This window comes from Thermoanaerobacterium sp. RBIITD (assembly GCF_900205865.1).
Taxonomy (GTDB): Bacteria; Bacillota; Thermoanaerobacteria; order Thermoanaerobacterales; family Thermoanaerobacteraceae; genus Thermoanaerobacterium.
Window position 1 is genome coordinate 2441207 of record NZ_LT906662.1, and the last position, 14578, is coordinate 2455784.

The window sequence follows — 14578 nt, forward strand, 5'->3', positions numbered from 1 at the left end:
GATTTAGATGGATATCAATAGCGCCGCATTTAAGATAGAAGAATTGCTGCAGTATGCACTAAAGCATGGTATAATAGAGGATATCGATATGATACAGTGCCGCAATTCGCTTCTTAACATATTAAAAATAAATGAGCCATATAACGGACCTATACCAGATGTTGATGTGAAGGATCCCCATGAAATACTTGATGCACTTTTAGATTTTGCATATGAAAATGGCATCATACAAGATAATACAATTACTAGTAGGGACTTATTTGATACAAAGATTATGGGGCTATTGATGCCACGAGAATCAGAAGTAGTGAAGAAATTTAACGACATAAAGAAAAATGAAGGGATTAAAAAAGCAACAGATTATTTTTATGCATTATCAAAAGATTCATATTATATAAGGATGGATCGCATAGCAAAGAATTTATATTGGAGGACTAACACTGATTATGGTAAACTCGAGATAACCGTAAACCTTTCAAAACCTGAAAAAGACCCCAAAGATATTGCTGCCGCAAAGTCAATGAAGCAGACAAATTATCCTAAATGTCTTCTGTGTGTTGAGAATGTAGGTTTTAGTGGAAACTTAAATCATCCGGCAAGACAGAACCATAGAGTTATACCCATAACCGTTGCAGGGGAGCAGTGGTATTTTCAGTATTCACCATATGTATATTATAACGAACATTGCATCTTATTATATGAAAATCATGTACCTATGAAGATATCTGAGAAGACATTTATTAGGTTACTTGACTTTATCGATCAATTTCCTCACTATTTTATGGGGTCAAATGCCGATTTGCCGATTGTTGGTGGGTCAATTTTAGTACATGAACATTTTCAAGGTGGACGCCATGTATTTCCTATGGAAGAAGCTGCAATAGAGCAGTTTTATAGAAATAAATCTTTTCCGGATGTTAAAGCTGGGATTGTAAAATGGCCATTATCTGTAATAAGACTTTCAAGTAAAAATAAAGATAAGCTTATTGAATTATCTTCATTAACACTTAAAAAGTGGAGAGACTATAGCGACCCATCTGCAGATATTTTGGCATACAGCGAAAAAGATGGAAAAGTAGTACCACATAATACAATTACACCTATTGCAAGAAAAAATAAAAATGATGAATATGAACTTGATTTAGTCTTAAGAAATAATAGAACGACAGATAAATATCCTTATGGAATATTCCACCCCCATGTAGAGTTACACCATATAAAGAAGGAAAATATAGGCTTAATTGAAGTTATGGGGCTTGCAGTTTTACCCGGAAGGTTAAAAAATGAGCTTGATGAAATAGAAAAAATATTAACAGGGGATATGAAATTTGATAAAACTAATGTTGATGAAGGTAATATGCTTTTTAAACATATTCCGTGGATAGATGAACTAATTGACAAATATGGTACAAGGCTTAATAAAGATGAAGCAGAAAATGTACTTAAAGATGAAGTAGGCAATATTTTCCTAAAGGTATTGATGGATGCAGGAGTTTATAAACGAGATGAGAAGGGTAAATCGGCATTTGAAAGATTTTTAAGTGTTGCAGGGTTTAATAAAGATTAAATCAAAGGAGGAATTTTAATGCCAGCAAAAGTAATTGAACAATTAAAGAGTATTTATGGTGATAAAGGCGAAGAAATTAGGCTATTTTATTCACCAGGTAGGGTTAATTTGATAGGGGAGCACACTGATTATAATGGAGGATATGTATTCCCTTGTACACTCGATTTTGGAACATATATGGCAATAAGAATGAGAAACGACGACAGAGTTTTATTGACTTCATTAAATTTTGATTTAAAAGTTGAAACGAGCATTAATAATTTAGTATATGATAAAAAAGATGATTGGGCAAATTATCCCAAAGGTGTTCTCAAAGTACTTCAAGATGAAGGACATCAATTGAAGGGTTTTGAAGCAGTTTTTGAAGGCAATATACCTAATGGCGCAGGGCTTTCCTCATCTGCTTCAATAGAGCTCGTAACAGCTGTGGCTCTTAATGAGGTATTAAATCTCAATATAGATAGAATTAAACTTGTAAAACTGTGTCAAAAAGCTGAAAATACTTTTGTAGGTGTTAATTGCGGTATCATGGATCAGTTTGCAGTTGGAATGGGAAAAGAAGACTATGCTATATTTTTAAAATGTGATACATTGGAATATTCTTATGTTCCACTAAACCTTTCGGGATATAAGATTGTAATATCGAATACGAATAAAAGAAGAGGACTTCAGGACTCAAAATACAACGAAAGGAGAAGCCAGTGCGAAAAAGCTCTAAGCTATCTTAAGAAAGAACTAAATGTTGACAATTTGGGGCAGGTTACAGCAGAAGAATTTGAGAAATACAAGTATTTGATACCGGATGATGTTTTAGTAAAAAGGGCAAGACATGTTGTGACAGAAGATGAAAGAGTTCTTTTAGCGGTTAATGCTCTTAAAAATAACGACATTAAAGAATTCGGGAAGCTTATGATAGAATCACACAATTCTCTAAGGGATGATTATGAAGTAACAGGAAAAGAGTTGGACACTCTTGTTGATGAAGCATTGAAATTGGATTTTGTCATAGGTTCAAGAATGACGGGTGCAGGATTTGGCGGCTGTACTGTAAGCCTTGTAAAGGAGGAATATGTAGATGATTTTGTGAATATTGTTTCAAAAGGATATGAAGAAAAGATAGGATATGCTCCATCAATGTATGTAACAGGTGTTGGTGATGGAGCAAAGGAGATAAAAGAGTAAAAGGAGGAATTTTAGATGTCAATATTAGTTTGTGGTGGTGCCGGTTATATAGGTAGTCATACAGCATATGAGCTTGCTAAAAAAGGTGAAGATGTAGTTATAGTTGATAATCTGATAACAGGGCATGAAAAAGCAGTTATTGATGGTAAACTGTATGTTGGCGATTTAAAGGACAGCGAATTTATGGATAAGGTCTTTAAAGAAAATGAAATAGAAGCCGCTATAGATTTTGCAGCTTTCTCATTAGTCGGTGAAAGTGTTGAAAAACCCTTAAAATATTATGAAAACAATGTATATGGCACATTATGCTTATTAAAAAAGATGAAGGAATATGGTGTCAAAAAGATAGTCTTTTCATCGACTGCTGCAACATATGGTGAACCTGAAAATGTACCTATAAAAGAAGATGACAAAACATTTCCGACAAATCCATATGGCGAAACGAAATTAGCTGTTGAAAAAATGCTTAAATGGTGTGATAATGCATATGGAATAAAGTATGTCGTGTTGAGGTATTTTAATGTGGCTGGTGCAGATGTAAGCGGGAAAATCGGTGAAGACCATAATCCAGAGACACATTTAATACCACTTATACTACAGGTCCCACTTGGGAAAAGAGATTGTATTAATATATTCGGTGATGACTACGATACGAAAGATGGCACATGTATAAGGGATTATATCCACGTTACAGACTTAGCTGATGCGCACATTTTAGCACTTAATAAACTAAGGCGCGATAATTTAAGTGCCACATACAACCTTGGAAATGGGGAGGGCTTTACTGTAAAAGAAGTAATCGAGACAGCGAGGAAAGTAACAGGACATCCTATACCTGCTAAAGTTGTTTCAAGACGTGCAGGAGACCCTGCTAGACTAGTAGCATCATCAGATAAGATTATAAAAGAGCTTGGTTGGAAACCACAGCATGATACACTTGAAGAAATAATAAATACAGCGTGGAAATGGCATATGACACATCCAAATGGTTATAAGGATTAATTGGAGTGATAATATTGGCGGATTTGATACCTGTAAGTTATAAGCTATTAAAAGGCATGAATGAAAGTTTAATATTAAATGTTATAAGACGAAATGGGTATGCTTCAAGATCTGAAATAGCGAAGATTACTAATCTAACACCACCCACAGTTACAAATATAATAAACAGGTTAATTGACAGTGGGCTCGTGAAAGAAGATAAACTTGGCGAATCCAGCGGCGGAAGGCCGCCTGTTTTTTTAAAAATAAATAATGAAGCATTTAATCTCATCATCCTAATAATAGGTACTAATGCGATGGAAGGATATTTAGTAGACGCCGAAATAAATATTAAAGATAAAAAATATGTAAATATAAAGAATGAAAGCCAAGATAGCATTCTTGGATTATTAACGAAAACAATTAAGGAAATAAAAAAATCATCAAAGAATAAAATAGCTGGTATTGGTGTTGTTGTAAGGGGGCCTGTAAGATCAAGTCAAGGTATATCAGTTTTTTCGCCTAATATAGGCTGGAGAAATGTCCCTATTAAAGAGATGATTGAAAAAGAATTTGATATTCCAGCATTTGTCGAAAATGATGTTAGATCAATGGCATTGGGAGAATTCTATAATGGTGTTGCTAAGGATGTTGAAAATATGGTTTTTTTAAAAGTAAGTTATGGCATAGGTGCGACGATAATATTGGACGGGAAAATATACAGAGGGATAAATGACATAGCTGGTGAGATAGGGCATACGACAATAGATGTTGCTGGCCCAAAATGCAGCTGTGGAAATTATGGATGTTTTGAAGCAGTAGCATCAGAAAAGGCCCTTATAAATAATGTAATAAAAAGGATAAAAGAAGGTTCTAAATCAATAATTTACCAGTATGTAGCTGGTGATTTTGATAATATTACACCTGATTTAGTTTATAAAGCTGTAGAAGAAAATGATGATATTGCATCAGCTGAATTAAAGAAGATTGCTATATACCTCGGTATAGGAATCGCAAATATAGTTAATGTATTTAATCCAGAATTAGTTTTGATTACAGGTGGAATTGCTAGAGCAAAGCAATATATAGAAGATGTTGTCATTGAAACGATAAAAAACCGTTCTTTTGAAGCATCATATGCAACATGTAGAATAGAATTTTCAAATCCTGATTACAACGCAGCACTTATGGGAATTTCAAATATAATCTTGGATGGTATTTTATAAATGCCATCCTAATTTTTGTATTTGAAAATTGATATAATAATATTTATAATAGAATTAAAGATTTATATAGGAGGAAAACGATGTTTGGAAACTTTTTTAATAGGATGTATTATGGTGATCCACATAGACCTGATTTAAATGCAGATGATATTCCTAAAAAAGGTGTAGCACTATTTTTTGATATTCTCAAAAACAATTTCTGGCAGCTTATTAGTTTGAATCTATTATTTATTATATTTTGTATACCTATTATTACAATAGGACCAGCATTGGCTGGATTTAATAATGTGCTGCGGAATCATGCCCTTGGTAGAAACGTTTGGCTTTGGAATGACTTTAAAGATGGCTTTATAAAGAATTTTAAACAGAGCTTTATTATTACCCTGATTAACGTATTAGCGGCGTTTATCCTTATAAATAATTTTAAGATTTATACAACATATAGCTCAGGATTTATAAAGATCGCTGGGACTTATATAACAATTTTTATAGGATTTATATTTATCTTAGTTAATGTGTATACTTACCCTCTGATGGTTACGTATAATCTTAAAATTAGGCATATATACAAGAATGCATTTATATTTTCAATTATAAGATTGCCTCAAACAGTTGGAATTGTTTTATTAAGTATTGCAATAATCTTTATTAGCTTTATATTAGCTTTAATACCACTATTAGTTATAGGTTTTAGCTTGGTAGGACTTATAATAAATGTTTATGACAGGGGATTATTTGAAAAATTTATTGATTCTAGAATGACAAAAACAAATAAAGAAGAGAGTGATTAGAAAGATAAATAAAAAGGCATTGGAAAAATGAATAAGAATTTCCATATTGGATAATATTATCTATTATTAAAATATATTACTCAGTGCAGTAGGAGCATTTAAACGGATCAATTGGAAAATGAAATAAATGAATTAAAGAAAAATAAAGAGTGATATAGAATTCAAGATTTGAATATAGATAGAGTAAGAGGTGGATTTTATGAAAAAGCCTTTTACTCTTTTTATGATTATATTAATTATAGCGTTTTTATTGTATTGGCCCCATTATATGTATCTATTTGAAACAGGGAAAATAAAGACAGAGCCACTGGAGGAACAAGGATACAGGGGGATCATTACCCTTTGGGATTTCCCGCATCCATCAATAAATGACCCAGATGGTTTTAACTTTATAAAGAAAAAGATACAGGACTTTGAGTACAATCATCCGGGTGTAATAATTGAATTTGAACCCCTTCAATACAAAGATGGATTTGATAAAATTAATAAATTGTTGAGCGATAGTACAAGGCCAGATATAATACCAATTGCGGCTGATAATCCAAATATATATGAAGGTAAACTAGAACCATTAAATAAATATTTAGATAGAAATTATGAAGACATGCTAAAGGAAAGGGTTATTAATACATTCACATATAAAGGAAATATATATGGACTTCCACTTGGTATGTACACTAATGTATTATTTCTAAATCTAGATATGTTCAATAAAAGAGAAGTAGAATTACCAGAAAATGGTGAGTGGACATATGATAAATTTGTTGAGGATATGATGAAATTGACATATCATGCAGGTAAAAAGGATAAAATAAATTATTACGGTCTATCAACATATATTGATGATAATAATTATAATGTATGGGGGTTTTTGATGTCAGATGGCGCAAATATTGTAGATGATAAAGGCAAAATTTCTTTTGATGGTCCTCAAGCACTATCTGGAATACAAAAATTAGTTGATTTAAATAAAAAGGGAGTTTTAAATCCTGTATCATTTGAAGGTGACTATAATAAAGTATGGGATAGTTTTGCAACGCTAAAAGAAAGTGCGGTATTGGTTGACGAAAGCTATAAAATAGCTAATTTGAAGTACCTTCAAAGTAGAAATAAGCTTTTTGAGTTTGATGTTGCATTATATCCGGAAGGGGATGGTGATATCCCATTTACAATATCTTCAAAAGTTTATGGATATGGTATTACTAAGCAAAGTGATAAAAAGAAGTTAGAATTGGCTTACAAATTTATAAAATTTATAACAGATTCACAGAAAGATGTTGAGGACATGGGTTATATTCCAGTAAAGAAAGGTATATCAGTTAGTGATGAGTATATGAAAAGAATTGAAAAAGCCATTAATTATACAAATTACGTTCCAGAAAATTGGCAAGATAAAAATATAAAAATCAATAATACAATTCATGATGGACTGAAAAATAATGATAGTGCTGATGCAATATTAAAAAAGATAAATGATATTATACATCAGTAATTGTTATTAATAGTGTTCTTTGAAATCAAAACTAATTTGGCAGTAAATTTATTATTTTTCAATCTTTTGAATCCGTCAGGATGGAAAATAACGAGGAGTAGCATTTCATAATATGTAAAAATAAATCTTTCGAGAGGCGATTTTATATCTCTGACTTCAAAGCCCAGTAATTCTATTCCTTGATTAAAAAGAGAATAACCCATAAATACATTAATATTATCAAATTCACGGTTTTCATTTATATACTTTTTAAAGACCTTAAGGGACTTTTTAAATTCCCTTAGAGCGGTAATTCCTATAGAAACGGGTGAGCTATTTTTTGATGTTATTTTTGTCAGCATTTTATTGTTTAAATGTAGTTCACCATATTTATCACCGCGACTTATTGTAGTACCGTCTTTTAAAATTATTTTTTTGCCATGATATGTTTTGATTGCAATTCTAAGTGCGGAATCATCATCACCAACGTTATGAATCCTATCTATTTTTGCAAAAATGTATTCCCATAACGACCAAATGTATCTAAATATTTTTTTCATAAAAGCTACCTCACTTAAGAAAAAATAAATTAATTTATGTCGACAATTTCTAAATGTTTTTCCTTGATCCCCTTTATGATCTCATCGAGAGCTTTTATCATTGTTTCCGGTGCTTCTTTGTCAGATGCAATATTAGTGCTGCTATCATGGAATATTAGGATATGTCCGCCTTTTACTCTTTTTAAGATGTTATTTACTATTAAATCAGGGTCTTTAACCTTCCAATCCCAGCTCATGTAGCTCCACAATATAATCTTAACACCGAGCTTTTTTGAATAACGGTATATAAATGTAGTAAATAATCCCCATGGCGGCCTGTAATATGAAGGGTATTTTCCGGTTATATTATATATAATTTCTATTGATCTTAATAATTCATTATAAGTCGCTTTCGGGCCCAAAAACCAATTCACATAATGCTTATAACCATGTATTCCTATCTCATGTCCTTTATTAACTATCTCTCTAGCAAGGTCGGGATATTTTTCAACTTTATCAGCGAGTAAAAAAAAGCACGCCTTAACATCATATTTATCAAGTAGTGAAAGCAAAATAGGTGTGTATTCTGGATCTGGACCATCATCAAAGGTTATTGTAATCCATGGGAGTTTTTTTTTGTTGTTGTATATTACGTTATAATGAAATATACGCCCAAGAATTGTTGGTAACAATGCTACAAGTACAAGATATAATATGTAAATTTTAATCATGAATTCTATCATGGCCTCAACTTCCCCCTTACAATAAAATTATATACGTAAATATGAAAACTTACAAGTGAATATATTAACAGTAGAGTTAGTTGAAGTGTAACTGAAAAACATTTATAATAAAATATGTGATTTTATTATAGGACATTGAAGGGATTGTATAACTTTATGAACCATATAACTGAAAAGTTTCTAGCAATTATGTTAATTTCAGTGATTTCTTTTTCATTGATTGCTTGTGGAAATGATGATAAGCAATATACAAGAACGGATTTTATGATGGACACTGTGATGCAAGTTACAGCATATGGAAAGAATGCTAAAAAAGCTGTTGATGAATCTATGAACAGAATAAAAGTGATAGATAATCAAATGAGCAGTCAAAAAGATGGAAGTGATATACAAAAAATAAATAATAATTCTGGAAAAGATTTCGTAAAAGTGAATCCTGATACACTTTATGTCATAAAAACAGCATTGAAATATGGCAAAATTAGCGATGGGAATTTTGATATAACAATTGCACCACTTGTAAATTTGTGGGGAATTGGCACAAAAAATGCCCATATTCCACCAGATAATCAGATTAAAGATGCCATGAAACTTATAAATTATAGAGATGTTTTATTGAATGAAAAAGATAACGAGGTAAAATTAAAACGCCCAGGTATGGCAATAGACTTAGGTGGTATTGCTAAAGGCTATACCGCTGATGAAATTGAAAACATAATGAAAAAATACGGCGTTAAACATGCTCTTTTAAACCTTGGTGGAAGCAGTGTTTATATGCTTGGGTCAAAACCAGATGGTTCAAATTGGAATATTGGTATTCAGGATCCATTTGGCGATAAAGGGAAATATTTCGCAATAGTTTCTGGCAAAGATATGCTTATAGATACATCCGGTAATTATGAAAGATACTTTATTAAGGATGGTAAAAGATATCATCATATATTAAATCCTTATACAGGATATCCGGCAGAAAGCGGTGTTGTAAGTACGACCATAGTTTCTTCTAATATTAAATCTATCGATGCCGATGCATTATCTACGATAACATTTATTCTTGGCGTTGATAAAGGTATGAAGCTTATTGAGAGTATGCCTGGTGTTGATGCTATTTTTGTTACACCAGATTATAAAGTGTATGCAACATCCGGACTCAAAGGGAAATTAAAAATAACAGATACGAGGTTTAAACTGTATGAAAATAGGTGATAAAATCTTAATAGGCGTATTGATTGTAACTTCAATCATTTCGGGATACTTCACATATTATAAGGCATTTAACAGGAATGGCAGCAAGGTAATAATAGAAGTAAACGGAACGAAATATCAAGAATTGTCACTTAACATCGATAAGACTATTACAATTCATAATGGCAAACACATAAATATAGTAGAAATAAAAAATGGAAGAGTTAGAATGGAGGAGGCTGATTGTCACGATCAAATCTGTGTTAAGACAGGATGGATTGATAAAGAAGGGCAGCAAATTGTATGTCTTCCAAACAGAGTTGTTGTCAGAGTTATAGGTAATAAAGGTGAAGTCGATGATGTAGTATATTAATAGCCGTAAGAATTTACGGCTATTTTTTCACTGAAATATATCTTAATGTATTTGATAATATATCTTTTACAACAGGTGCTGCTATTTCTCCCCCCATATGTCCATTTTTAGTAGGGTTTCTTATCACGACAATAACTGCGACTTCAGGGTTATCTACAGGTGCAAATGCAGCAAAAGATGCAGTGTACTTTCCCGGCGAATAGTTTTCGGTTGTACCCGATTTTCCACCTACAGTAACACCTGGTATCTGGCAGGCCTTACCAGTACCTTCATCGACAACTTTTTGAAGTAATGTTTTCATTGTATTAGATGTATCTTCTGATATAACTTGTCTTACAACCTGTGGCTTAAATTCTTTAATGACTTTATCATTATTTTTTACCTCTTTGACTATATTTGGTTTCATCAAATATCCGCCATTAATAGTTGCTGAAAAAGCATTTAGCATTTGCAGTGGCGTCACAGCAATACCTTGTCCAAATGATATTGAAGCAAGGTCAACTGGTTGAACTTTACTCTCCTGTATAATCATCCCTGATGCTTCGCCTGGAAGAGGTATACCTGTTTCTTCACCAAATCCAAAAGAATGTATGTATTTATACAAGGTATTTAATCCAAGTCTTTCTACTATAATTTTCATAAAGACAGTGTCGCTGGACATTTCAACTGCTTTTGCAAAATCTATACTACCGAGATTTGTCCAGCTATTTATTCTATGTCCTGCAACAATGTAATATCCAGGGTCATAAAACTGCTCATTTGGGGTAACAACTGCTTGTTCAAGTGCAGCTGATGCAGTTACGACTTTAAATACAGATCCTGGTTCATATAATCCTGACACTGCAGGATTTGACCAAATATTATCAGAGCTGACTTTATATGGTTCATTTGGATTAAAATCTGGTTTGCTTGCCATTGCAAGTATATCTCCTGTTTTAGGATTTATTACAATTGCAGTTATACCATTAGCAGGGCTATAATTTTCATAAGCTTTTTCAATGGCAGTCTCGGCATATCCTTGTATAACCGAATCAATAGTAAGAACAACATCATTTCCCCTCTCTGGTTTATAAAGTTTTTCCGGAAGGCCAATAATATGTCCTACTTCATCGGTATTTGCGATTTCAAGACCAGGTATTCCCTTAAGATATTTTTCAAAGGAATATTCTAACCCATAAAGCCCATTGCCGTCTGAGCCAGTAAAACCCAGTGTCTGCGATAATAAGTTGTTATCAGGATAACTTCTGATGTTTGTATCATCTATGTATATGCCTGTTAAATTTAGTTTTTTAATCTTGTTTATGTTATCTAAAGGTACATTCTTCTTAAGCATCGCCCATTCAGATGTTTTATTATTTAATATTTTATAAAGGTTATCCCTTTTCATATTTAATAATTTATATAATTCGTCAGTAACTTTATCAGGATGCTTTATGTTTTTTGGTGATGCAAAGACATCACCACCAGGTACATTTGTAGCGAGGATATTTCCATTTGCATCATATATAATACCCCTTTGAGGTTTCAATATGATGTTTGATGTAGTCTGCCTCTTAACGGCCAACGAATACTTCGATGACATTATTACTTGTAACCATACAAGGCGTATTAAAATGAGGAATATCAGAACCAAAAAAATTAAAAGTATAATTAAAATGCGCTTTTTATTCAATGATGACAATTGAAAGTATCCCCCTTTTTAGATTATAACTTTATTTTAAAACAATGTAATACATATTTCAATTGGTTTATACAAAACTGCATTCTTCAGGCTTTACATCATATACAAACTCTATAAAAGAAGGTGCTCTCATTTTAAAGTTTTCTGACCATTCCATGAATTTTACTTTACAAACAATGGCAGGCTTAATCCACTGTATATTTTTTTCTTTTAAATGATAAAAATCATTGTTGGTTTTAATATCATTTGCTACATCTATGAAAGCTTTAAGCTCGATTTGTGATATGCCTGATTCGACACTTCCAATTGGAACAATTTTATCATTTTCATCATAAAGACCAAGTATAAGTGATATTTTATCAGTCCGATATCCTAAAATGACAGCATTTATTGTTATGAAATGTTTTAATTTAAGCCATAATCGGCTTCTCTTTCCAATATAATATTTAGAATCTGCTTTTTTTGCCATTACACCTTCAAGACCTTGTCTACCCGTTTCATCAAAAAGAGCTTTTCCATGTTCATAGATAAAGTCAGATATTTTTATGATGTCACTTTCATTCACAACTTTATCTAATATTCGTTTTCGTTCAATCAGCGGTAAACCTATTAATTCCTTTCCGTCCATATATAATATATCCCATGTTACAAACATGGCAGGCAATGATTTGCTTAAAAGATCAATTTTCAGAGAATTTTGTTGATGCTTACGCGACATTATATTTCTGTAACTTGGTTTTCCATCCTTTAATACAATTAATTCCCCATCAAGTATCGCTTCATCAGAATTAATACATTTATTGAGTTTCATAAGGTCTGGAAACTGATGGCTTATATCAACAAGTCTTCTATCCTGCAATCGGGTTTTAGATGAAAGAAATGCGAGAGTCCTCGAACCATCCCACTTTATCTCATATATCCATTCAGAGCTATCAAATACATTTCCCGGTGATGCTAACATCGGTGATATTTTTTCTTCGATCATTGACATTATTTTTTATGCACCTTTCTTTTTACGTACTTTTTTAGAAGTTGTATCATTTTTCACAGAATCTATGCTGGCTTTTAATGCACTTACAAGGTCTAAAACATTTTCTACAGCCGGAGCTTTCTCTGGAATTTCTATCTTTTTATCCTGAATCCTTGATTCAATGACCTCTATTATTGCTTTTCTATAATTGTCATCGTATTTTATTGGATCAAAATTAGCTGTCAGTGCATCAATAAGCTGTTTAGCCATTTTTATCTCATTTTCATGCAAATTGACATCTCTTATAGGTGGCAGTTGTTCTGTATTTCTTATCTCATCGGGAAAATGCATTGTTTCAAGTACCATGTATTTATCATTATAAACTCTAATACATGCTAGATCTTGCTTTGCCCTTATTACGACCCTTGCAATTGCTACACGATTAGTTTCTTTCATCGAATCTCTCAACAAAACATATGGTTTTGCTCCAATGTCTTCGGGTGCAATATAGTATGTTTTATCATAATAAATAGGGTCTATCTTATCTATATCTGTAAAGTCGAGGATATCAATGCTTTTTACTGTCGACATAGGAATCCTTTCTAAATCTTCGTCATCTATGATAACATACTTTCCAGGTTCATATTCATAACCTCTAACAATTTCTTCATCTGATATTTGCCTATTGCAAACAGGACAAATCTTTTCATATTTTATAGGTGATTTACATTCTTTGTGCAGCTGTTTAAAATGTATAGTATGGTCTTCTGTTGCTGCATAAAGCTTTATAGGTATACTTACAAGGCCAAAACTTATAGCACCTTTCCACATTGAGCGCATAATACTACAACTCCTTATAAATAATTTTTATTATTCATATTATATCCACATATTATAGAAAACTTCTGGAAATAAATAGAATTCGGTTGACATTAAGATATAACGATTGTATAATATTAAATAATTATTAAAATAATAAATTTTTTATTAAATTTATTAAAAAATTATTAAATGCCTAATCGAAATGAACGGGGGATTTTTTAGGGGTGAATCCGCATTGCGGTAGGGTTACTCTTTACCGAACCCGACAACTAACCTCGTAGGCGGAAAGAGAGGATGAATCTATTGAATCACAAAAAGTTAGTCGCATCAGTTGTTATATCAATAACACTTATGCAATCACCAAGTGTTTTTGCAATGGAAGTACTAAAATATGGTTCAAGAGGACAGGCAGTGTATAATTTACAAGAGCAATTAAATAGACTTGGTTTTAGCACAGGTGGTATTGATGGAATCTTCGGCAGTGCTACGAAGAATGCCGTAATGTCTTTACAACGTAAATATGGACTTGCTGTTGATGGCATAGTAGGTGCTGCGACAGAGGCAGCAATTCAAAGAGCGGCAGGAAGCGGAAGTGCTACATCAAGAGGCTCCTATGAGCGTACATCAAATTATGACATTGTAAGTATAGCAAAACAGTATTTGGGAACTCCATACGTATATGGCGGAACAACGCCATCAGGTTTTGATTGTTCCGGTTTTGTGCAGTATGTGTACAAAAAAGCAGGGAAGAGCATTGGCAGAACAACATATGACCAATATGATGGTGGAAGGGCAGTAAGTTTATCAAATTTACAACCGGGCGATATAGTATTTTTCTCAACATCTGGCAATGGTCCGACACATGAAGGAATATACATAGGTGATAACCGCATAATACATATGAGCGATTCGAGAAAGCAGGCAGCATATGATGATTTTAGCGGTTGGTTTAGACAATATTATATAGGTGCCAGAAGATATTATTAAGAATAAGAAGATTGCATGTATGTGTACCGTTAATAGTACATATACATGCTTTTTTTCTTT

At 32.4% G+C, this 14578-nt stretch carries 14 protein-coding genes and 1 riboswitch; of the genes, 9 read left to right on the forward strand and 5 right to left on the reverse strand.

Annotation, left to right across the window (positions count from 1 at the left end):
* The first annotated feature begins 7 nt into the window (after positions 1–7).
* The 6 genes from galT to CPG45_RS11685 all read left to right on the forward strand — a co-directional run bounded on the left by galT (position 8) and on the right by CPG45_RS11685 (position 7239).
* Positions 8–1567, forward strand: coding sequence for a UDP-glucose--hexose-1-phosphate uridylyltransferase (gene galT / locus CPG45_RS11660; RefSeq protein WP_096232097.1), 1560 nt, complete (start codon positions 8–10; stop codon positions 1565–1567).
* Between the two features lie 18 nt (positions 1568–1585).
* Positions 1586–2749, forward strand: coding sequence for a galactokinase (locus CPG45_RS11665; RefSeq protein WP_096232099.1), 1164 nt, complete (start codon positions 1586–1588; stop codon positions 2747–2749).
* Between the two features lie 15 nt (positions 2750–2764).
* Entirely contained in the window at positions 2765–3751 is a 987-nt protein-coding gene (gene galE / locus CPG45_RS11670; RefSeq protein WP_096232101.1) for a UDP-glucose 4-epimerase GalE, read from the forward strand.
* Positions 3752–3765: 14 nt separating this feature from the next.
* Positions 3766–4956, forward strand: coding sequence for an ROK family transcriptional regulator (locus CPG45_RS11675; RefSeq protein WP_096232103.1), 1191 nt, complete (start codon positions 3766–3768; stop codon positions 4954–4956).
* A gap of 80 nt (positions 4957–5036) precedes the next feature.
* Positions 5037–5747, forward strand: a complete 711-nt coding sequence (locus tag CPG45_RS11680) for a YesL family protein (protein WP_096232104.1) — start codon at positions 5037–5039, stop codon at positions 5745–5747.
* Positions 5748–5946: 199 nt separating this feature from the next.
* On the forward strand, positions 5947–7239 hold the full coding sequence (locus CPG45_RS11685; protein ID WP_096232106.1) for an ABC transporter substrate-binding protein: 1293 nt from the start codon (positions 5947–5949) through the stop codon (positions 7237–7239).
* Here the strand turns inward: CPG45_RS11685 and CPG45_RS11690 are convergent.
* Both CPG45_RS11690 and CPG45_RS11695 read right to left on the reverse strand, forming a co-directional pair.
* Positions 7233–7778 (reverse strand): YkoP family protein, encoded by a 546-nt coding sequence (locus CPG45_RS11690; RefSeq protein ID WP_096232108.1) that lies wholly within the window; start codon positions 7776–7778, stop codon positions 7233–7235. The genes CPG45_RS11685 and CPG45_RS11690 overlap by 7 nt on opposite strands.
* A 29-nt stretch (positions 7779–7807) precedes the next feature.
* Positions 7808–8500, reverse strand: a complete 693-nt coding sequence (locus CPG45_RS11695) for a polysaccharide deacetylase family protein (RefSeq protein ID WP_096232110.1) — start codon at positions 8498–8500, stop codon at positions 7808–7810.
* Between the two features lie 156 nt (positions 8501–8656).
* Here CPG45_RS11695 and CPG45_RS11700 point away from each other — a divergent pair, with 156 nt between their 5' ends.
* Positions 8657–9706, forward strand: a complete 1050-nt coding sequence (locus CPG45_RS11700) for an FAD:protein FMN transferase (protein ID WP_096232112.1) — start codon at positions 8657–8659, stop codon at positions 9704–9706.
* On the forward strand, positions 9693–10058 hold the full coding sequence (locus tag CPG45_RS11705; RefSeq protein ID WP_096232114.1) for a NusG domain II-containing protein: 366 nt from the start codon (positions 9693–9695) through the stop codon (positions 10056–10058). Before CPG45_RS11700 ends, CPG45_RS11705 begins: the two co-directional genes overlap by 14 nt.
* A gap of 19 nt (positions 10059–10077) precedes the next feature.
* Here the strand turns inward: CPG45_RS11705 and CPG45_RS11710 are convergent, their stop codons facing one another.
* The 3 genes from CPG45_RS11710 to ku all read right to left on the reverse strand — a co-directional run bounded on the left by CPG45_RS11710 (position 10078) and on the right by ku (position 13549).
* Positions 10078–11739, reverse strand: a complete 1662-nt coding sequence (locus tag CPG45_RS11710; RefSeq protein WP_096232116.1) for a peptidoglycan D,D-transpeptidase FtsI family protein — start codon at positions 11737–11739, stop codon at positions 10078–10080.
* Positions 11740–11806: 67 nt separating this feature from the next.
* On the reverse strand, positions 11807–12730 hold the full coding sequence (gene ligD / locus CPG45_RS11715) for a non-homologous end-joining DNA ligase (RefSeq protein ID WP_096232117.1): 924 nt from the start codon (positions 12728–12730) through the stop codon (positions 11807–11809).
* 6 nt (positions 12731–12736) lie between these two features.
* Positions 12737–13549 (reverse strand): non-homologous end joining protein Ku, encoded by an 813-nt coding sequence (ku, locus tag CPG45_RS11720; RefSeq protein ID WP_096232118.1) that lies wholly within the window; start codon positions 13547–13549, stop codon positions 12737–12739.
* A 162-nt stretch (positions 13550–13711) separates the two neighbouring features.
* Positions 13712–13829: riboswitch (cyclic di-AMP (ydaO/yuaA leader) on the forward strand.
* Between ku and CPG45_RS18025 the strand changes: the two genes are divergently transcribed.
* Positions 13826–14518 carry a C40 family peptidase gene (locus CPG45_RS18025; RefSeq protein WP_284697557.1) on the forward strand — a complete coding sequence of 231 codons (693 nt, stop codon included), beginning with the start codon at positions 13826–13828 and terminating at the stop codon, positions 14516–14518. (Overlaps the previous riboswitch by 4 nt.)
* Positions 14519–14578: the final 60 nt, after the last annotated feature.